The organism is Spiroplasma endosymbiont of Agriotes lineatus, assembly GCF_964019485.1.
In the GTDB taxonomy this organism is placed as follows: Bacteria; Bacillota_I; Bacilli_A; order Mycoplasmatales; family Nriv7; genus Nriv7.
In genome coordinates this window covers 950,884-971,314 of sequence record NZ_OZ026448.1, presented here as the reverse complement: position 1 = coordinate 971,314, position 20,431 = coordinate 950,884, and the positions used below count along the sequence as shown (strand labels likewise).

Here is a 20,431-nt window from a genome sequence, read left to right as displayed (position 1 = left end):
ATTATAACTGAAATATTGTTTTTTTCTTTAATTTCTAATTGTGATATATCTAAATCAGGATTTAAATAATTTAATTCATTTAATATTGCCTTATCAGAATTATCATTAATTTTTCCTAAATTTGTATTTAAATAATATTCACTATATTCATATACATTGTTATCATGTGAACCAAAATACAGTTTATTATTGAAAATAATACCTGAAGATTCAACTCATCCATCTGCTGTAATAACAATTTTTTGTTGACCTGTTGATGGATCATATTCATAAACATTATGATCTTGTGAACCAAAACATAATTTATTATTGAAAACTACCCCAGAAGTTAAAACTTTCCCTTATGTTTTAATTACAATTTTTTGTTGTCCTGTGGCCGGATCATATTCTATACACATTATGTATGATCTTTCGAACCGAAATATACTTTATTATTTAATACTATTCTAGAAGATATAATTGTTCCTTTTGTTTTAATAACAATTTTTGTTCTATTTATTTTATTATTTTCATTATTGCTTCGTTTTTGTCTTTTATAATTTATGTTTTCTAATTTAGTTTGTTGTTCTTGTTTTTCATAAGGACTATTAGCAACAATTCCGACCATTCCGCCACTTGCTATTGTTATTGTACTTAATAAACCAAGTAATTTTTTCATATTAATAAAATCCTTTTCGTGAATTTTACTAATTAATAAAATTTACTGAACAATCAACATCCTTTTTCAAATTTATACAGTCTAATTAATACAAATTAATTATAAACTATCAAATAATAATTTCTATTATTTTTTAAAAATATTGAATACTAATTCTAGAAAAACATTTATCTTTAAAAAAGAAAAATAAATTAACGAAATTTAACTTTGTTAAAATTACTCTACCAAGAAAGGCGGTTTTTTTATGTTAGAAATTAATAATAATGTAAAAACCTTAGAAAATAAGCATTGATTTAGTTTATTTACAACCCATAAAAATATGTACACTAACAAACAAATGCGAACAATTAGCTAATGAATATGAAAAATTAGATGAATACTTATATAAATATCATTATCGCTTAAAACAAGGTTATAAAGTAGTTCATTTTGCATCAAGAATAATTATTACAATTTTTGGTGAAGTTGTTTTTAAACGACACCGCTATAAATATTGAAATCAAAAATCAGGTAAATTTGAATATGTATGTTTACTAGATAAAGAAATTGGTTTATTGTCCAAACAAAGCATTTATTTTGATGTTCAATTTAAAGTTTTAAGTCTTTTGGGTGATGGTAAACGCGATCGCGATGTTTTAGATGCTCTAAATCATTGTTATATTTCAAAAGGTAGTATTTCAAATATTTTAAATAAATACGATATTGCTGAATATTTTCAACTAGCAGAAAAAGAAACTAAAACTAGAATTGATGTCAAAAATAAGGATTTATACATTCAACTAGATGAGACATTTTTAGCGATATTAGACCATAAAGTTAAACAAGACCAAAGAATCGTTTAGTTACTTTTCATACCGGACATAAAGAAAAAAAATACAAAAATGCTCGCAGAGAATTAGAAAACAAACGAGGTCATTTTCTAATGTTGAAAGTTGGTAAACGAATAAATACGATGGATTATCGTGATTTATTGATTAAAGAATTGCAAAAACATTATGTAAATATTAATTATGACAAAATAATTGTTTGTGGTGATGGTGATGCTTGAATTAGAGAAATTGCCAATAGTTTTGGTAATGTTAGATATATTTTAGATGGTTATCGCGCTATTAAAAAATTACAGCAAACTGCATTTAATATTATTTTTGAAAATCGCAAAGCAACACTAAATAATTGAATTGAATTATATAAGGAAGGATGGAAATCATCAAGAATTAATCAAAAACATTCGTAATGTTGCTAAAAATGAATTAAATAAAGATATTAAAATAAATTTAAGAAAGGCGAGTAATTATTTCAAAAACAATAAGCATGGTATTCATCACCAAAATTTAGAATGAAATATCGGTTGTAACATTGAAGGTGATGTATCATATCACATTTGGTAAAACAACAATTATGATATGGAGCAAAAATATATCATCATAAGAATTTAAATAACCTATTACATTTAAGAATGGCAAATTTAAACAAATTAAATGTATTACATTATATTAATGAAAATATTAATTCAGAAATAGAAATCAGAAAAGAAATATATAAAAATTCATTATGAAATAAATACAATAATAAAAATGATGATAGTTGAATTAATTATAAAGGCAATGCTGTGACAAATAAATATAATAGATTTAATTAAGTAAAAATATAAAATTAATATATATTTAGTCAAAATTTAATAATAATTAATAATTTTTATTGTATAAAAATTCAATAATATGATAGAATAGTAATGAATAAAAATGACAATAACAAGGGCGGCGGGGTTGGTTTAGTAATTAAATAATATAATTAGCTGATTGTTTTACTTCTTCAAAGCAATACCTAAGAAAACTAAATGCGACCCTATTTATTAAATCATTTGCATTTTATAGCAAAAAAAATTATAATTATGAGGTCTAGCTATAAATTATTCATATGTAAAAATGTGGGAAAATGGAGTTGAAAATTAAATGGCCACAGTTGTTGTAAAAAAGGACGGGGAGGATATTGATCAAGTTTTACGCAGATTAAAAAAAGCTTCTTCTCAAGTTAGAAAAGAGCAAGAAAAACGTAAACACTTCCTTTCTCCCAGAGAAAAACGTTTATTTAAAAGAGCACAAAATCGTAAATTTTTTCGTTAATAATTAACGAGATTTTTTTATTTTTTACAAGGAAAAAAATATTAGATAAGTAAAAGTAATAACAGGGATTAAATGTTGTATCCATTAGTGTGTGTATATATGACAAGAGCAAAAAAATGATTGTGCTGTTGCTCGTTTAGCAATGTTAATTAAGTATTATCACAAGCAACGAATTCCATTAGAAACTTTAAAACAAGAAGCATCATTTCAATGAGAATATTAAAGTATTAAAATATTGAAAATGGTAGCATGTTCACAGGGAGTAATTGAACTTTCCAAAAAATTTAATCATTTCTTCATTCATAAAATCATTAAATTCTTTACTTGTTCCCATTATTCATTTAGTATCGATTGCTGTTAACACACAAATTGGATAGGTTACAATAAATTGGATCATATTTATGTGGACTTTTAAAATAAGATAAAATTATATAAGAAAACAGGAATATAAAAACGGGAAATAAAACCTCATACTCTGAAGAATTTAAAAAACAAATTGTCATGCTATACAAAAATGGCAAAAGTGTTATTAATTTAGGGAAAGAATATAATTTACCAAAACCAACTATTTATAGTTGAGTTAAAAATTATAATAATTCTGGTTCTTTTAAAGCAAAAGATAATCAAAGTAATGAAGAAAATGAATTAATTTACTTACGAAAAGAATTAAAACAATTACGAATGGAAAACGATATTTTAAAGCAAGTGGCACTGATAATGGCCAAAAAATAACAATAATTAATAACAACAAAAACAAATATTCATTGAGGAAAATATGTAAGATTTTGGATTTATCAAAATCAACGCATTTTTATCAAACTAATAAATGCACTAACAAGCAAGTTAATAATTATGAACAAAAAAGTTATCAGCGCGTTTAATGAAAAGTCACAAAATTTATGGGGCTCGTAAAATTAAAACTGTTTTAATAAGAAAAGATATCATCTTATCGCGGCGAAAAATCAGATGCATTATGATCAAAAATAATTTGGTTTCTGAATACAAATACACCAAATTAAAATATCGTAATCACAAAATAACAGTTAATAATGCCCAAATTAGTAATGTTTTAAATCGTGAATTTAATGACAAAAAACCTAATGAAGTTGTTGTTAGTGATTTAACATATATGCAAGTTGATGGGAAATGATACTATATATTTGTTTATTAATTGACTTGTTTAATCACAAAGTAATCGGCTATAATGCTGGGCTAAACAAAACCGCCGAACTAGTTCAACAAGCTTTTCATAAAATAACACGATCATTAAAGCAAATAATTTTATTTCATACCGATCACGGTAATGAGTTCAAAAATAAAATCATTGATGAAATTTTAATAACCTTTAATATTAAAAGATCATTAAACAATAAAGGTTGTCCTTATGATAATGCTGTAACTGAAACAACTTACAAAACCTTTAAAACGGAATTTATTAAGGGTAAAAAATTTGAAAATTTAACACAATTAAAATGCGAACTATTTGATTTTGTTAATTGATACAACAATATTCGAATTCACGGTAGCTTAAATTATTTAACACCCGTTGAATTTAGAAAATGGCGGTCTACATAAAAAGTGTCATAAAAAGGGTTGCCGTTCCAAACTTTATAAAACATATCGCCAATCAAACTAGCCATTTTTTCTAAGTTTTCCATTTTTTAAACTCCTTTAATTATTTTTCTTATTCAGATTATTTTTTAACTTAGTAAGTATCTTGCTGAATTTTTCCATTTTTAAATATTCTAATGATTAAAAATCCATTACATTATCATTTCAAAATTTATGTTGATAATTATATCATTCAAAGCACAATTACTTAATTCACGCAAGAATGATAAATATTTATTATAGTAAAAGTTTAAGATTAACATCAGAATTTTCAATTTAAAGAAATAAATATTTAATTCCAGAATGCTACGATACTTGATTTTGCGACCTTTTTTATCATTTTTAGCATTAATTAAAGTTATAATCGTCATTGCCCTGCTCGTATTCGTTTTCGTTTACCGATTTAAAAGTGCCGGGGCGCATAAAGTTTTGTTAGGTAGGGAAAGGTTTAAATAATTTTTAATGACAAGCAACGACAATTTAATTATCATTTTATTTAGAAAATAAATAATAAGACAAAATATTTAATATCAACAAACATAATCTCAATAAAAGATTATAAAAACTAAGGAAAAAGCTTATAAAAATAACATTAAAATAAGTTTTTACAACAAAAATCATGCATAAGAAATATATAATTAATTTGCATATTAAAATAATTTATAGTAAATGATTATTTTTTCTTTCTCTAAAAATACCTAAGAAAAATAAACGCGACCGTTGCTAGTTCAAATTCAAGTAATTCATCACAAAATCCACAAATTACATGAGAAGGCATAGAAGATTCTTTCTTTCAACTATCTAATATGGGTACTCCCCATGAACAAAACACTCCAATTATTGCCGCTTTTTTAATTCGTATTATTTTAGCAACATCTGAAAGCTTAAGATTTAGGCAAGTACAAAACTTAATTATTAATAATGTTAATCATCAAGGAGTGCCCGGAACTTCAGTTTATTGAAATAATTTTATCGAAATCATAAAAAATTGATTAAAATGAACAAAATAAGCAATTACTTATCTATTAACAAATGGTAACTTAGTTAATTTTCCTGTAATTCAAGATATTTTAATTTTTAATTCTTTAATTAATGATAATTTTAAGTCTTGTAATAGTAAAAAAACTCATGATTTAAATAATAATGATGAATATTGTTTCAACACCCCAGAAAAAGTTTTATATTTTAGAAAAGATCATGGAGTTTTACAACATCATTATGAATATCAAGTAATAGGGGGAGAATGAGAATTTTATGATTTTTCTGAAGTTGAATTAGGTGATATTGACCCATTAAATTATAATGAAATTGAATTTTTTGGCGAACAATTAAGTAAGGTTAGTTTAGGCAATGATAAATATTTTGGGAAAAATATAAATAATATTAATCTGAGCAAAAAATTTAAAAATTATGTTTTTAATATTAATATAAGAGACTTTTCTAAAGAAAAATACGCAGAAGTTGCAAAAATTTATTTGAATAAAAATGATTATAATGAATGTGAATATTCTGGTATAGCATGAATGTGCCATACACAAAAAGTTGGTATAACATTTTATAGAAGTCAAGAAACAAAAAAAATGATATATTCAAATAATATCTACATGTATTAATTAGTTCTGGAAGCACTTATTCCGGTGGCGCTATTTGAATATTGCTTGGTAATGGAATAAAACTTAGTTAGTTATAATAAAAATTGAACCTGTCCAAAATTCTGTATCTTGATAATTCATTCTGAATTATATTTAAAAGAAGGAGAACAGAAAATGACAAAAAAAGTAAAAAAGAATCTGATGTAATTGATAAAGTTGTTAATTATTTTTTAAAAGCAAAATTTGAAAACAGAGTAAATTTAAGTTAATTACTTAGATACACAGTTAATTTTACAGTTTCTTCAATATTTATTAGTTATCTTTTGTATTTTACAACTTTTAAATTTTTTAAAAGTTTTTGTAATGTTTGAAATGGTGATTTATTTTGTAATGACGAGTGATGGCGTTCAAAATTATAAAAGTAATAATATTTGTTTAAATAATGTTGAAGTTCGTTTTGATTTATTTTTTTATCCTTAGAATAAAATAATTTGGTATAATGTTAACGAAATCGCTCGATTTTACCGTTACTCTGCGGCGAACGGATTGGTGTGGTTTCATGGACAATCCCGTTCCTCGAAAGAAAGGTTGTAAAAGGCCTTTCTTTTACTTTGTATGATTTTTTATTACTTCAATTAGTAGTAGTAAATTCAGGAGCATTTATCAGTACGAAGGCGTTTAATTGTTGTGCCAAATTCGCCAAAATCTTTCATTGCTCTTTGTAAGGCATTAATCGCATTGTTAGTTCCTAAGCTATCATAAACATAACCAAATAATATCCGTGTTATTTCGTCAATGAAATCATAAATATAATATTTTTTATCAACCGGAAAATTTGATGTGGTAATGATTTTGGCATCTATTTTTAAAAGACCGATATCAGATACTTCATCTTCATAACGCTTAAAATGGCGTTTAGTTTGTTTGATTTGTTGTTTTAATTCTTTTCAATGAGAGCCAGATTTAATTCAGCGATAAAAAGTTTTGATGTTTTTAGGAACTTCTGAATTTTTAATATCGTGAAAACCCATTTTTAAATTGTTAAATAAAGAACACATTCCGCCGGCTTGAAGATTTTTGTAATCAAAATACAAATCACATACTTTTTCACGAGAATTTAAACTATATTAATAATTAAGATTTTGTGGTTTTGTAGTTTTAAACAATAACAAATCTAAATTGTCAGAATAATAAGCGGTCATAATTTTTTCTGCCCAGCGATAAAAAGTTTTTGTTGCATTCTTAAAATATTTTTTAATAAGTTTTGTTAAAGTAATTTCTTCAATATAGAAATAAGTACATAAATTTAAATATGCAGCAATAGTAATGCGTTTTTTAGTTTTATAGTAATAAGGATTACGGCAATTAGTACTTAGTCAACTTTGGATTTTTGCTTTTAAATCCGCTAAATCAGCTTGATAAATAATATATTTCATTTTTTAAAACTCCTTAAATTAAGAAAATCGTATTTTTTTAATACAATTTTCAAGAATGGTTATTAAAACTAAATTAATGAGGCACAACGGCGAAAAACGATATTATATTTCATCTCTGTGAATAATTTTGATTAGAAAATGTAATTTTAACATCAACAAGTTTATCAATATTATATCTCTCATAATAAGAGCCACCAGGAACATTACCCTTAATAACTTTTGTTGCATTAGATTTATAAAAGTCTTGAACCTCTTTTTTAGTTGAAGAATCATCATATCTAAAACCATATTCAAAACCTTCAAAACCGGAATTAGGGACAATAATATCGGGGGGCAATTGATTTTTAACATTGCTAATATCTATAGCGGTTGAATTAAAACTATTAACTATCGTTAAATAACTATTTGAAATCTCAGAAAATGATAAATCATATTTTTTAAAATTACTGCTAGTTTTATTACATCCCGAAATAAGCATTACACATACTAAATTTAAAGCTGATAAAAATTTTCGCATAAAGAAAAATCCTCCTTTCAAAGAAATTATATTATAAAAAATAATGACAATATTTAAAAGAACTTTTTTAATAGCATTAGTAAAGTGCTAATGGCACTACAAATTCAAATAACATCTGAAATGCCGGAATAACTTTAAACACCGGAAAGGCGATTTTGGTAAAATTAATCTAATCGTTTTTTTTATCAATATCCGCACCGCAGCAAGGGAGCGAATTAAAAGATTAATCCCCAAAAGACCCAAGCAATCAATTCAACATACTAACAGAAGCGTGCTGAATACCACAAGATACGGCACTAAATAAACCTCAATAAGAACAGAGAGTTAGGGTAGGGGTAGGAATTAAATCATCCATATTTCCACTTATTCCATCACCAATAAAAGCTGTTGAATTCAAAATGTTAAAATCGTATAAAAAATAATGATATTCGGCGCTTTCACTTTTCTTTTTATATAGTGAAAAAGTTGGTGTAAAAATATTAATCACATACAATTACATCGACTTTAGCATTATAAAAATGCAGTTTATTGCTAGTAGCATTCCATAATTGGTTATCATATGACTTTTAACACATTAAAATCTATTTGATAAGAACTTTTACTAGTATTAAAACCATTGGTAATTTGTTTATCTTTAACAAAGAAATAAGAACGAAAAATCATATTCTTACTATTTCCGATTGTTGAACCAAAATTAATTAAATATTGTTTGGGATAAAAAGTAATTAAAGAACGATAGAAAAAACCCATTTGTAAAACATTTTTAGGAATTTGTTGTGTTCCTTTATAATCTAATTCTACATAAGTAGAGGCATCCATATCAAAACTCGCATAAAAGAATTGTACAAAAAACCACCTAAAACTTTATAAATTTTACTAAATAAATCATCAATAAAACTAATAGTTAAATCTTTTTGATAATAAAGTATAAAATCTTTAAAATCAGTCTTTAATTTATCATCATAGCGTAAAAAACGGAAAGTATTACCATAATAATTAATTTGTCAAAAAAAGGTATTAATAAAATCTATTTCAAAACTTGTTACTGACCCAAATTTTAAAATTGATTTACCATTTTCTAAAAATTCATTATAACCCACAATGCTACCATTCTCAGTTTTTATAGTAATAACATCACCAAAACTGGAAAAAGGAAAGTTCTTCAAAAATAACTTTTTCCATCATATCAGGTTCGGGATATGAATTTTTACGACTTAAACCAAATTTACTATTCTGTTTAAAGCCATTTGACTTAATTAATATTTCATTCATATATTTAAAATTATCATCAAAGAAATTAAAAACTGGAACTCAATATAAATAAATATAATTAAATTTATCAAAATCTCGTCGTTGTATCATTAGGTAATCAAGTTTATCTTGAAACTGATTATATTGATATTCACCATCATTTTTAGTTATTTCGGTAGGTAATGGTTGCTCGTTTTCTTTTTCTGGTAAAGAGGGCATTTCGGCATAGAAAGAAGTTATACTATAAGATAATCCTATTTATTTGGTAAATGTTATCTTAACCTTAATTATTTCAGAAATTTCATAACCAAAATCTGAATCTAAATAACTAAAATCATCATAATTTTTTTTAACACCATTATTTTTATAAAAATTAATTCAATCTTTATTTTTATTTCCAAGAGATAAGCTAAAAATGCGAGTTCGTTTAATTTCAAGGGGCAAATCTATGTTATCTTGAAATTTAATTTTAGCACCACCACCAATTTTACTAGAAATTAAAAAACTATTATAAATACTAGAAAACTCCAACTCACAACTTTTACCGCATTAACTAGGATTAGTGGTTTGTTTTTCTTGTTTCATAAAAAATTGTTCCATATTAGGTTTTGGTGGTTGTTTTGTATCAAAGAGCGCCCCTAACGGCACCAAACTAATAAACATTATATAATTTAAATCAAGAAATAATCTTATGCATCTCATCCATCACATCTTAAAACTCTTTTTTATCGCTTTAAAAGCATCAGAAAATTTATACTGTTGATTGTTGCGGACATTCACAGTTAACAACTTGTATTTGATGCTTTCTAAAAATTTTATTAAAGTAATAACCCCTAATAATTAACTTAATACCAGTTATTAAGAAATAAATAATTAATAATCAAATACAAACATTAAAAAATACACTTTGAAAATTTAATGGTATAAAATCTTTAAAAAATTTATCCCCTTTAATTTGAAGGACCGTTAAAAATATTAAAATTATAATAACAACACTATGGAGTATAATAAAAAAATGTATAAAACCTAAAACGCTTTTAAATCATTTAATACCTAATATTTTCTTTAATTTTTTCATTTTTTAACTCCTTAAAATTAAATATATTGTTGATAAAATACAAAGCGTTCCTAAAATTTGGAAAATTGGATGTTGAGAAAATAACCTTATCATTGGTTTAAACAAATTTAAAATTTTAATATTTTTTGATAAAACATTATTTAAAATATTCTAAACCATCACGAACATATGCTCATAAACCTAAAAAATCACCTAAAGTAAAAATAGAAAAAACAGCAACAAGAATAAATAATATTATTAATTTAAACACATTTATTTACTCCTTTGATTTCACGATTTAAAATTTTTATTTTATCTAACTGTGGTAATTTGACCGCTTTTTTGTGGTGAAAATTACCAATTTGTTTATTTACTCCTCAATTAGCAATTGATTTTTGGTATTTTTTACGAAAACCAACTTTTGGTCGTTCGATATGAATACCTAAAATGCTACCAATTACAAGATTTATCACAAGCATAATTAGCGGAAAAATAATAATGCGAATATTTGTTCCGGGAATGATTAAAGTTCAAATTAAATCAAAAGCTTTATAAAATATATCGCCAATCAAGCTAGCCATTTTTTCTAAGTTTTCCATTTTTTAAACTCTTTTACTTATTTTTCTTCTTTAGATTATTTTTTAACTTAGTAAGTATCTTGCTAAATTTTTCCATTTTTAAATATTCTAATGCTTCAATATCCATTACATTATCATTTCAAAATTTATGTTGATAATTATCATTCAAAGCACGATTATTTAATTCGCGCAAGAATGATAAATATTTATTATCATAAAGATTTAAAATTGACATCGGAATTTTCAATTTAAAGAAATAAATGTCTAATTCCGGAATGCTACGATACTTGATTTTGCGACCTTTTTTATCATTTTTAGCATTAATCAGAGTTAATCGTCATTGTTCATATTCGCTTACCGATTTAAAAGTACCATAAACAACTTGTAAATAGGGTCGAAAGATACTAATTATCTTCTTTCTAATACCAACAATTATTGAATTCACAATATCACGAATTTTAACTCATATATGTTCGGCTCGTTGTCCGCTCGCTAATACAATATGGGTAAATTGTCGAGCCGAAGCAAAATATTCTTGTAAACCTCGAGCTACCCGCTACCCTATCATTTTCTTTATAGTCAGTTCAGTTCCTTCTAAAAATAAGTTAGTTTCATCTCATAACAGCAAATGCTTTTCTTCTAATATCGGATAATTATAATCTAATAAAGACATATGCCCTAATGAAAGCATTTGTTTATCTGTAATCGGAAAAGTAGAAATCGTTTTTCAACCGCTTAATAAGTAAGAAGCTAAAACCATTAAAGCAGTTTTTCCAGTGCCCAAAGCACCAATTACTAAATTTAACGGCGAATTTAATAAAAAATTAATAAAACTACGACAAGCAAAAAAATGAGAAATTTTAGTATATAAAGCATACAAAGCAGTTAATAAATAAATAATATCAAATAACATTCGTCAACTCTGAGGATTGGATTATAATAATGCAAAATCGCACCACAGAATAGAATCACGCAATAATAAATAAAGTGCGATTTAAAGCCACAAAATCATATAATCTTAAATTTATTTTTTTAAACAATAGCATCACTTAAATCACACTTTCTTTATTTCTATTACTATCTGCCGGGCATTAATTTTTCAAACATTTTGAAAGCGATTAAAAATAAACCAATAATCACACCAAGCAAGAAAACTCAATATGTAGCAAAGAAATTAACGAAATTTGGCATATTACCACCAATAATATCAGTTCGAATATTACCAAACGCTTTAATTAATGCTTTTCATAAGTTAGTAACCGCTTGTTCACCAGTAATTGCTATTGGTGGTGTTGTTGCTCCATTAAGAAAAATTCTAAACATATAATCACCCCCCCTTTTTTTTTCTAAACAAAATATGATTTAACCTTATAAAATAAAATAACCATAAATAAGACAATGAATACTAATACCATTCAAAAGGCAATATTTGCTATTAAAAGTCAAAGTAGTTCTTTGGTTAAATCAATTTTTTTGCCAGAAACTCACAACGGAATAACTGTAATTTGAATAAATAAATCCCAAAAATACAATTTTGTCATTTCTCAATCTAAATATTTTCAAGCAACTAAAAACATAATAATTACCGCTTAAAAGGTCAAAAGATTAGAAAAATAATGGCTGAGAACAGCATTACAATTATTAAAATTGAAAACAAAAATACAACTTGGGGTGGGTAAATCGGCATTTGGATAAATTAATTCAATTAACTCAATAATTATTTTTTTAAACATTTTCTAAAACCTACTTTTTAATTTCTTTTTTTATCTTGTTCTAACAAATTTCGTTTAAACTTTGCAATAAATATTCGTTGTGAATAAGTAAAATCTTTTGGAAACTGTTTTGCTTCACTACCATATTTCTTTTTATCTTTAAAAAACCGATAAATATTAACCGCAATATAGTGTGCTAGTAATAATGTTAAAATTGTAAAAAATACTAATCCAAATATACTCATCTTTCTTTTCTTCTTAATTTTCTAATCTTTTAATATGCAATATCAACACAAAGTCAATTATCACCAACTAAATCAGTTCTAACAAATTCAACTGCAGATTTAGACGCTCAAAATTTTTGTTCTAATCCAGTTTTTTTATTAATAGAATATATAAGCTTTCGACAATAATTTTTAGGTGGTTTATCCACACTAACTCACATTTTCATTTCTAAAACTCCAAAACTATTTTTTTACTACACCAAATCAAAAAAATTGCAATAACTTAGTTAAATAACTAAACTCATCCATAACTAGCGGGCGGGGGGCATGGAGCATACGCTTTCCGCACCGCCCCACCACTATAAACATCAACCAAGATGTTTTTTTTATTTACCTTTATTCTTAAGGCGCCTTAAAATAGCTTTAAAATTAATTTTTAAAATAATCAAAACTTACAACCTTTTTATCATGTTCTTTTTCAGAAACAAAAAAATTTAACAATTCTTGTCCTATAATCAAATTAGACTCCCGCCCTTTCTTATTAACTGAAACCAACTGATACTCACCATTTCTAATTATTTCAATACAAATAGAATTTTCATATTTTTCTTTATAAACAAATCGCTTTGAAAATCAGATACCAATAGGATTACTAAATCACGGAATTTCTGGTGCTTTAATAAAAATTGCGTTTTGTGTTTCTTTTAAAAGATATTTTTTAGTATTTAAAAAAATATTTTCAATATTTCTTACACACATACCTTCCTTACAAATATATTTAGTTATATTAAACTAAGTTATATTTAGCTTAGTTATCTAACTAAGTTAAATATTTATTTTTTTAAACATTTATATTTAACAAAATTTGTTAGTAAACTTCGTTTACTAATTAACTTAGTTTATTACTACTATCAAGGCACAAAAAAATACAAGGCATAACTAAAAATAATAAATATTAATTTAATCTTATATTTCTTGTAATAAATAAATGAGCTCGTATTTATTTATTAATTAACGGCAAACTTGTAAAAACCAAAATCTTGTCATATGTATATGATTTCTACAAATTTTATTATTTTCATTATTGCTTCGTTTTTGTCTTTTATAATTTATGTTTTCTAATTTAGTTTTTTGTTCTTTTTTTTCATAAGAGCCATTGGCTATTTATTAGCAACGATTCCGGCCATTCCATCCATTCGACCACTTGATATTGTTGTTGTACTTAATAAACTAAGTTAAGTAATTTTTTCATATTAATTAAATCCTTTTCGTGAATTTTTACTAATTAATAAAATTTATCAAACAATCAAAATCCTTTCTCAAATTTGTACAGTCTAATTAACACAAATTAGTTATAAACTATCAAATAAAAATTTCTATCATTTTTTCAAAATATTGAATACTAATTATAGAAAAACATTTATCTTTAAAAAAATAACTAATCAAAATTTAACTTTGTTAAAATTTCTCTACCAAGAAAGGTGATTTTTTATGTTAGAAATTAATAATAATGTAAAAACCTTAGAAAATAAGTATTGATTAAACTTATTTACAACTCATAAAAATATGTATACCAATAAATGCGGGCTGGATAGGCTACAATAAGTTGGACCATAATTATTATATAGACTTCGAAATTATTAAGAAAGAAGGAATATAAAAATGGGAAATAAAACCTCATACTCTGAAGAATTTAAAAAACAAATTGTCATGCTATACAAAAATGGCAAAAGTGTTATTAATTTAGGGAAAGAATATAATTTACCAAAACCAACTATTTATAGTTGAGTTAAAAATTATAATAATTCTGGTTCATTTAAAGCAAAAGACAATTGCATACTAGAAGAAAATGAAATAATAACTTTACGAAAAGAACTTAAAGACTTGAAAATGGAAAATGACATTTTAAAGCAAGCCGCACTGATAATGGCCAAAAAATAACAATAATTAATAGCAATAAGAAAAAATATTCAATAAGAAAAATGTGTAAATTATTAAATATTTCAAAATCCAATTACTATTATCAAATTAATAAATACACAAGGAAAATAGTGAATAATTATAATCAAGAAATTATCAGTGCATTTAACGAAAGCCGCCAAGTCTATGGAGCCCGAAAAATCAAAGTAGTATTAGTTCATAAAAGTATTAACCTATCTAGACGCAAAATTAGAAACATTATGAAAAACAATAATTTGATATCAAAGTACACAAAAACAAGACTTAAATGCAAAAATATTCAAGTAAATAATGATCCAGTAAATAACATTGTAAACCGAGACTTTAATAATAGAAAAATAAATGAAACTATCGTTAGTGACTTAACTTATATAAAAGTGGGTTTTAAATGATTTTATGTATGTCTCCTAATTGATTTGTATAATCGCGAGATTGTTGGTTATAGTTCCGGACCAAATAAAAATACGGAGTTGGTTTATCAAGCTATTATGCGAATTACTAGACCATTATCAAAAATTGAAATATTTCATACCGACCGAGGTAATGAGTTTAAAAATAATATAATTGATCAATTATTATCTACATTTAAAATTCAAAGATCATTGAGTGCGAAGGGTTGTCCATATGATAATGCAGTTGCTGAAGCAACTTATAAAGTTTTTAAAACAGAATTTATTAATGGTAGAAAATTCAATGATCTTGCGCAATTAGAACTTGAATTATTTGATTACATTAATTGATACAATAATCTTAGAATACATGGCAGTTTAAATTATTTATCTCCAGTTACTTTTAGAAAACAAATGTCTATATAAAAATTGTCCTAAAAAGGGTTGCCAATCCAAAAAAATATTAGTTAAAATTAAAAAAAATTTAATAAAATTAATAATTTTTTATTGTGTAAAAATTCAATAATATGATAAAATGATGATGAATAAAAATGACAATAACGAGAAAGGCAGGGTTAGTTTAGTAATTAAATAATATAATTAGCTGATTGTTTTGCTTCTTCAAAGCAATACCTAAGAAAACTAAACGCGATCCTTTTAAAAAAACTTTTTGTTTTTGTCATAAGTCTGTGGTATAATACACAGATTACTGCCAATACTAGCGATGCTTTTCATTTAGAAGTTAATGAAGAACATTATTTAAAAAATAATATGTTAAATGGTGACAGTAAAATTCTTTGAATTACAATACCACCGAGATTTTAAAAAGATATTTACTATTTAGGAAGTGATGAAAAAATGATTGATACAGTAATTAAACCTAATATTTTAGAATTACGAAATATTACGAAAGATTTTTCTGGTGAAGTAGTTTTAAAAGGAATTAGTTTAAATATTAAAGCTGGTGAATTTATTACTTTATTGGGACCAAGTGGTTGTGGAAAAACTACTACTTTAAGAATTATTGGTGGTTTTGATGACCCTAATAGTGGTGAAATTCTTTTTGAAAGTCAGAATATGCTTCGGGTACCAGTTCATAAACGAAAAATTAATACAATTTTTCAAAATTATGCGTTGTTTCCACATTTGAATGTTTATGAAAATGTTGCTTATGGTTTAAAAATTAAAAAATTAAAAATTGATGTTATTAAAAACGCAGTTTTAGAAGCATTGGAATTAGTTAATTTAGTTGATTTTCAAGATAAAGATATTGATGAGTTATCTGGTGGCCAAAAACAACGCATAGCAATTGCGAGAGCATTAGTTAATAAACCTAAAGTTTTATTATTAGATGAACCATTAGCGGCTTTAGATTTAAAATTAAGACAACAAATGCAGTTAGAATTAAAACGATTACAAAATGATTTAGATATTACTTTTATTTTAGTAACTCATGATCAAGAAGAAGCATTTACGATGTCTGATCGGATTGTTGTTATGAATGAAGGCCAAATTCAACAAGTAGGAAGTCCAGAAAATATTTATAATGAACCAGAAAATAAATGAACAGCTAAATTTGTTGGAGCATCAAATATTATTGAGAATGCAGTATTTGTTCATGATAATTTAGTTCATTTTGATGATCGTGATTTTCGTTGTTTAGATAAAGGATATGGTACTAATGAAACTAATATTGATATTGTAATTCGTCCGGAAGATATTGATATTGTTGATGAAAATAGTGGATATTTTCGTGGTACCGTTAAGAGTGTAACTTTTAAAGGTGTTTATTGAGAAATTGTTATTGTAACTAGAAGACGAAATTTTCTTGTGCATTCAACAGATACAGTTATTGTTGGTAAAAAAGTTGGTCTTAAGTGGTCAGTAGAAGACATTCATGTAATGTGAAAAGAGGTTGAATAAGATGAAAAAAAATAAAGATAAAAATAACTTTTTTAGTCGGATAACACATAATGTCAAAATTCGTTTTCAATGATTACAAAAAAATTTAAAAAAAAATTTACAAAATATTAAGGAAAATCGTTTTATTAAAAAAAGTACTAATAGTTGGGTTCCATTAATGATTCCTTATGTTATTTTAATGATATTATTAATTGTTGCGCCACTTTTTATTCTCTTATTATATTCGCTAATTAGTCCTACTAATGATATTTTAATTTTTGATTTTACAATAAATAATTTTAAAAGTTTTTTTTATGAGCAATCATTTTTGGCATCATTAGGTCGTTCACTATTATATGCAACTGTTGCGACTTTTTTTGCCATTCTTATTGGTTATCCAGTAGCATATTTAATGGCTTTTTCAAAGTCAAAATTAGTATCAAAAAATATTTGAATATTAGTAACATTGCCAATTTGAATTAATATGTTAGTAAAAACTATTGGCTTAAAAACAATGTTTGATTTAATTGAAAGAATAACTAATGTGTATTTACTAGGAACACCAATAGCAATCGTTATTGGAATGATTTATATGTTTATTCCTTTTGTTATTATTCCTATATTTAATAGTTTGGATAAAATGGATCGTAGTTGAATTGAAGCGAGCAAAGATTTAGGTGCTAGTTCTTATCAAACATTTTGAAGAATTACTTTTCGTTATTCAATGTCAGGAATTATTACCGGAATTATTTTTATGTTATTACAAGCGGCAACAAGTTTAATTGTTGTTAAGTATATGGGACAAGAAAAAATTACTTTAATATCTTCTATTATTGAAGCATATTTTTTTCAAGGTGCTAATTTTGGTTTATCAACCGCAATTTCAGTATTTTTAGGATTTATAATTTTATTATTAGTTATTGTGTTGCGCTTATTAGGAAAAAAAATTTATGGTAAGGTAGGAACAAAATAATGATTAAAAAAATCTTTAAAAGTTCTTATTTACTTTTAGTATTATTATTTATTTATGTTCCAATTAGTATTTTAATTTTTTATTCTTTTAATAATGAACGAAGTTTAACGCATTTTAATGGTAATTTTTCATTAACTTGATATGAAAAATTTTTTCAAGATCGGTTGTTTGTTGAATCAATTATTTCTAGTTTGTTAGTAGCGGTTATTTCAACAATTGTTTCAGTTATTATTGGAACTTTAGCTGCCATTGGCATTAGTAAAGCTAAAAAAATAACGCAATCGTTAACATTAAATATTTCTAATATTCCCTTAATTAATGCTGATGTTGTTACTGCGGTATCGTTAATGATGTTATTTATGGCTTTGGGTTTTAACTTTGGTCTTTTTAGTTTAATTTTAGGGCATATTTCTTTTAATATTCCTTATGCAATTATTACGGTTTTACCAAGATTAAAAAGAGTTCACCCATCAATTATTGAAGCATCATTGGATTTAGGTGCTAGTCCGAGATATACTTTAAGAAAAGTTATTTTACCTTTAATTTGACCAGCTATTGTTGCTGCTAGTGTTATTTCTTTTGCCATGTCGTTTGATGATTTTATTATTTCTTATTTTACTGGTGGCAATGTAACTAATGTTGCCACATATATTTATACTTTAAAACGATTAACGCCAGTTGTTAATGCTTTTGGCACAATATTAATTTCAATTGTTGCAATTTTAGTTTTAAGTTGAAATTGTTATACCATTGTTAGTAAGCAGATTAAGTCGCGAAATCATAAAATTTTAACAGAAAAATATCGGGATAAAATTATTATTAATAGTGAAAGAAAATTATTGCAGTTATATTTGCAGTTAAATAATCTTAATCTTGTAAAAAATCTTAATATTTTAAAATTAAAACGAAAAATTTTTCATTTAGAAATTAAAGTAGATAAAGAAAAGTTATGAATTAAATCTAAAAAAGCACAAATTATTCGTCGCGATAAACGACAAGAACGAATTAGTGAGAAAAGAAGAGAGAAATATTATTGATTAGTTTGTTGACCTTGACGAGCAATTATTATTATGACATTAAGTTTTACATCATTAGGAGCTTTAACATTCGTTTATGTACAAAATAACCTTTATGATTTTAAATTAGGAATTTGAGGAGAATATATTAATAGTTCGGTTGTGAAAAAATTTGAAACAGCATATAACATTAAGATGAAAGTAGAAACTTATGATAAGAATGAAGTTTTATATAATAAAATGTTTACTACCGATTATGATGTTATTGTTCCTTCTGATTATATGGCTTCAAGACTTATTGTTGAAGATAAGGTTGAAAAATTGGATTGAAGTCGCTTAATGCCAATTGACAATGCTCAGGTTTCTAGTGGTAATAGTTGTTCAGATTTAGATGGTACAAAGCCGGCAGATAATTTGTGAACTTATCTTGATTGTGGCATTAAAAAAGTAATTTCTGTTCCTGGTTATAAAACAGAAAAGGGATTATTAAGTGATTATGCTGTTCCTTATTTTTGAGGTGATTTAACAATATTATTGAACTTTGAAAAACCAGAAACTAAAAACTGATTAATCAAAAAAGGTGTTGAAATTTTAACTACTAATGATGAAAAAAAAGAAGAATATTTAAATCCGACAACAGTATCATGAGAATTGATATGACAAGCTGCCCGAGAAGGCAAAAATGTTTTTGCATTAAGTGATTTTCGTAGTTTATATGGTTTAGCATTTCAAAGAATTAATCAAACAGTTAATCCTGAGAGAAAAGAAGATGTTGAATTTGCAACAAAATTATTAAAGGAATTAATTGTTAATTACAAGAATAATGTTACTTTACAAAGTGATGAAATTGTTAATAGTCTTTCAGCGCCATATGATCCGAATTCTAGTCGTTTGTTTGATATTGCTGTAATGTATAATGGTGATGCTGTCGCTTCGTTTTATGATAAAAATCAAAATATTCGTGATCGTAATTTTAAAAGTGTTAGGCCGCGAAAAGCAATTCCAAAGATTGATACAACAACAGGAATATCTAATATGGATGTTTTAACACCGCAAGGAACAAATGTTTGAGCTGATGTTGCGATGATTACTAAACATAGTACTAATAAAGATTTAGCGTATAAATTTTTGCAATTTGTTTTACAAGATAAAGTACAAACGGAGTTATCTTTAGAATTTGGTTATAATATGTCTTTGTTTAAAGCAACACAAGATATTATTAATGATGAATATAAAACTGTTGATAGTATTTATTTACCAGTTGCTAATTTTATTAATGGTAAGTGAGTTACTGATATTCAAATTGCTGATGCTGGTTTTCAAAATAAATTTATTAAAGATATTACTGATTCCTATACTCGGATAATAAGTGCCGGTTTAGGTGGTTATTAGATATAAGGAATGATAACTAACAAGTTTGTCATTTTGGATTG

29 protein-coding genes and 1 pseudogene are annotated in these 20,431 nt (G+C 25.3%); 12 read left to right on the top strand and 18 right to left on the bottom strand.

What is annotated here, in order from left to right; all coding sequences use genetic code 4:
- Positions 1-397: 397 nt before the first annotated feature.
- The gene (locus AACK93_RS06320; RefSeq protein WP_339024194.1) at positions 398-658 is read right to left on the bottom strand and encodes a hypothetical protein; all 261 of its coding nucleotides are present in this window, start codon (positions 656-658) and stop codon (positions 398-400) included.
- Positions 659-960: 302 nt separating this feature from the next.
- Between AACK93_RS06320 and AACK93_RS06315 the strand changes: the two genes are divergently transcribed.
- The 6 genes and pseudogenes from AACK93_RS06315 (at position 961) to AACK93_RS06290 (ending at position 4,356) form a co-directional block, all read left to right on the top strand.
- Positions 961-1,500 carry a UPF0236 family transposase-like protein gene (locus AACK93_RS06315; protein ID WP_339025463.1) on the top strand — a complete coding sequence of 180 codons (540 nt, stop codon included), beginning with the start codon at positions 961-963 and terminating at the stop codon, positions 1,498-1,500.
- A gap of 80 nt (positions 1,501-1,580) precedes the next feature.
- Positions 1,581-1,892, top strand: coding sequence for a hypothetical protein (locus AACK93_RS06310; protein ID WP_339024193.1), 312 nt, complete (start codon positions 1,581-1,583; stop codon positions 1,890-1,892).
- Positions 1,893-2,039: 147 nt separating this feature from the next.
- Positions 2,040-2,297 (top strand): hypothetical protein, encoded by a 258-nt coding sequence (locus AACK93_RS06305; RefSeq protein ID WP_339024192.1) that lies wholly within the window; start codon positions 2,040-2,042, stop codon positions 2,295-2,297.
- A gap of 313 nt (positions 2,298-2,610) precedes the next feature.
- Positions 2,611-2,781 carry a 30S ribosomal protein S21 gene (rpsU, locus tag AACK93_RS06300; protein WP_339024191.1) on the top strand — a complete coding sequence of 57 codons (171 nt, stop codon included), beginning with the start codon at positions 2,611-2,613 and terminating at the stop codon, positions 2,779-2,781.
- Positions 2,782-2,872: 91 nt separating this feature from the next.
- On the top strand, positions 2,873-3,004 hold the full coding sequence (locus AACK93_RS06295; protein WP_339024190.1) for a cysteine peptidase family C39 domain-containing protein: 132 nt from the start codon (positions 2,873-2,875) through the stop codon (positions 3,002-3,004).
- A 278-nt stretch (positions 3,005-3,282) separates the two neighbouring features.
- Positions 3,283-4,356: pseudogene (locus AACK93_RS06290) on the top strand (IS3 family transposase).
- A gap of 188 nt (positions 4,357-4,544) precedes the next feature.
- Here the strand turns inward: AACK93_RS06290 and AACK93_RS06285 are convergent.
- Entirely contained in the window at positions 4,545-4,763 is a 219-nt protein-coding gene (locus AACK93_RS06285) for a hypothetical protein (protein WP_339024189.1), read from the bottom strand.
- A gap of 647 nt (positions 4,764-5,410) precedes the next feature.
- Entirely contained in the window at positions 5,411-5,554 is a 144-nt protein-coding gene (locus AACK93_RS06280; protein WP_339024188.1) for a hypothetical protein, read from the bottom strand.
- Positions 5,555-6,088: 534 nt separating this feature from the next.
- Between AACK93_RS06280 and AACK93_RS06275 the strand changes: the two genes are divergently transcribed.
- Complete coding sequence (locus AACK93_RS06275) at positions 6,089-6,253, top strand: hypothetical protein (RefSeq protein ID WP_339024187.1); 165 nt, start codon at positions 6,089-6,091, stop codon at positions 6,251-6,253.
- Between the two features lie 366 nt (positions 6,254-6,619).
- Here AACK93_RS06275 and AACK93_RS06270 read toward each other — a convergent pair whose 3' ends face one another.
- The 12 genes from AACK93_RS06270 to AACK93_RS06215 form a co-directional block, all read right to left on the bottom strand.
- Positions 6,620-7,078, bottom strand: coding sequence for a hypothetical protein (locus tag AACK93_RS06270; protein ID WP_339024186.1), 459 nt, complete (start codon positions 7,076-7,078; stop codon positions 6,620-6,622).
- Between the two features lie 33 nt (positions 7,079-7,111).
- A complete protein-coding gene (locus AACK93_RS06265) occupies positions 7,112-7,420 on the bottom strand; it encodes a hypothetical protein (RefSeq protein WP_339024185.1) in 309 nt (102 codons plus the stop codon).
- A gap of 73 nt (positions 7,421-7,493) precedes the next feature.
- On the bottom strand, positions 7,494-7,937 hold the full coding sequence (locus AACK93_RS06260) for a hypothetical protein (protein ID WP_339024184.1): 444 nt from the start codon (positions 7,935-7,937) through the stop codon (positions 7,494-7,496).
- A gap of 552 nt (positions 7,938-8,489) precedes the next feature.
- Positions 8,490-8,756 carry a hypothetical protein gene (locus AACK93_RS06255; RefSeq protein WP_339024183.1) on the bottom strand — a complete coding sequence of 89 codons (267 nt, stop codon included), beginning with the start codon at positions 8,754-8,756 and terminating at the stop codon, positions 8,490-8,492.
- Entirely contained in the window at positions 8,735-9,103 is a 369-nt protein-coding gene (locus tag AACK93_RS06250) for a hypothetical protein (RefSeq protein ID WP_339024182.1), read from the bottom strand. The genes AACK93_RS06255 and AACK93_RS06250 overlap by 22 nt, the downstream gene beginning before the upstream one ends.
- Positions 9,042-9,407, bottom strand: a complete 366-nt coding sequence (locus AACK93_RS06245; RefSeq protein ID WP_339024181.1) for a hypothetical protein — start codon at positions 9,405-9,407, stop codon at positions 9,042-9,044. The genes AACK93_RS06250 and AACK93_RS06245 overlap by 62 nt, the downstream gene beginning before the upstream one ends.
- Before the next feature lie 39 nt (positions 9,408-9,446).
- The gene (locus AACK93_RS06240; RefSeq protein WP_339024180.1) at positions 9,447-9,719 is read right to left on the bottom strand and encodes a hypothetical protein; all 273 of its coding nucleotides are present in this window, start codon (positions 9,717-9,719) and stop codon (positions 9,447-9,449) included.
- A gap of 18 nt (positions 9,720-9,737) precedes the next feature.
- Positions 9,738-9,968, bottom strand: coding sequence for a hypothetical protein (locus AACK93_RS06235; RefSeq protein ID WP_339024179.1), 231 nt, complete (start codon positions 9,966-9,968; stop codon positions 9,738-9,740).
- 540 nt (positions 9,969-10,508) lie between these two features.
- Positions 10,509-10,844 carry a hypothetical protein gene (locus tag AACK93_RS06230; protein WP_339024178.1) on the bottom strand — a complete coding sequence of 112 codons (336 nt, stop codon included), beginning with the start codon at positions 10,842-10,844 and terminating at the stop codon, positions 10,509-10,511.
- A gap of 13 nt (positions 10,845-10,857) precedes the next feature.
- Positions 10,858-11,268, bottom strand: coding sequence for a hypothetical protein (locus tag AACK93_RS06225; RefSeq protein WP_339024177.1), 411 nt, complete (start codon positions 11,266-11,268; stop codon positions 10,858-10,860).
- Between the two features lie 111 nt (positions 11,269-11,379).
- Positions 11,380-11,736: a hypothetical protein gene (locus tag AACK93_RS06220; RefSeq protein ID WP_339024176.1), complete on the bottom strand. Its 357-nt coding sequence runs from the start codon at positions 11,734-11,736 to the stop codon at positions 11,380-11,382.
- A 164-nt stretch (positions 11,737-11,900) separates the two neighbouring features.
- Complete coding sequence (locus AACK93_RS06215) at positions 11,901-12,146, bottom strand: hypothetical protein (RefSeq protein WP_339024175.1); 246 nt, start codon at positions 12,144-12,146, stop codon at positions 11,901-11,903.
- A 75-nt stretch (positions 12,147-12,221) separates the two neighbouring features.
- Here AACK93_RS06215 and AACK93_RS06210 point away from each other — a divergent pair, with 75 nt between their 5' ends.
- Positions 12,222-12,416 carry a hypothetical protein gene (locus AACK93_RS06210; RefSeq protein WP_339024174.1) on the top strand — a complete coding sequence of 65 codons (195 nt, stop codon included), beginning with the start codon at positions 12,222-12,224 and terminating at the stop codon, positions 12,414-12,416.
- Between the two features lie 157 nt (positions 12,417-12,573).
- Here the strand turns inward: AACK93_RS06210 and AACK93_RS06205 are convergent, their stop codons facing one another.
- The 3 genes from AACK93_RS06205 to AACK93_RS06195 form a co-directional block, all read right to left on the bottom strand.
- Positions 12,574-12,780 (bottom strand): hypothetical protein, encoded by a 207-nt coding sequence (locus AACK93_RS06205; RefSeq protein ID WP_339024173.1) that lies wholly within the window; start codon positions 12,778-12,780, stop codon positions 12,574-12,576.
- 29 nt (positions 12,781-12,809) lie between these two features.
- Positions 12,810-12,986: a hypothetical protein gene (locus tag AACK93_RS06200; RefSeq protein WP_339024172.1), complete on the bottom strand. Its 177-nt coding sequence runs from the start codon at positions 12,984-12,986 to the stop codon at positions 12,810-12,812.
- 202 nt (positions 12,987-13,188) lie between these two features.
- Positions 13,189-13,518 (bottom strand): hypothetical protein, encoded by a 330-nt coding sequence (locus AACK93_RS06195; RefSeq protein WP_339024171.1) that lies wholly within the window; start codon positions 13,516-13,518, stop codon positions 13,189-13,191.
- Between the two features lie 903 nt (positions 13,519-14,421).
- Between AACK93_RS06195 and AACK93_RS06190 the strand changes: the two genes are divergently transcribed.
- From AACK93_RS06190 to AACK93_RS06175, 4 genes are all read left to right on the top strand, one after another.
- A protein-coding gene (locus AACK93_RS06190) for an IS3 family transposase (RefSeq protein WP_339024170.1) occupies positions 14,422-15,533 on the top strand; the annotation gives its coding sequence in 2 pieces (ribosomal slippage) (positions 14,422-14,665 and positions 14,665-15,533; 1,113 coding nt in all).
- 447 nt (positions 15,534-15,980) lie between these two features.
- The gene (gene potA / locus AACK93_RS06185) at positions 15,981-17,030 is read left to right on the top strand and encodes a spermidine/putrescine ABC transporter ATP-binding protein (RefSeq protein WP_422398194.1); all 1,050 of its coding nucleotides are present in this window, start codon (positions 15,981-15,983) and stop codon (positions 17,028-17,030) included.
- A gap of 1 nt (position 17,031) precedes the next feature.
- Positions 17,032-17,982: a spermidine/putrescine ABC transporter permease gene (potB, locus tag AACK93_RS06180; protein ID WP_339024168.1), complete on the top strand. Its 951-nt coding sequence runs from the start codon at positions 17,032-17,034 to the stop codon at positions 17,980-17,982.
- Positions 17,982-20,390, top strand: a complete 2,409-nt coding sequence (locus tag AACK93_RS06175; RefSeq protein ID WP_339024167.1) for an ABC transporter permease subunit — start codon at positions 17,982-17,984, stop codon at positions 20,388-20,390. The genes potB and AACK93_RS06175 overlap by 1 nt, the downstream gene beginning before the upstream one ends.
- The last annotated feature ends 41 nt before the right edge of the window (positions 20,391-20,431 follow it).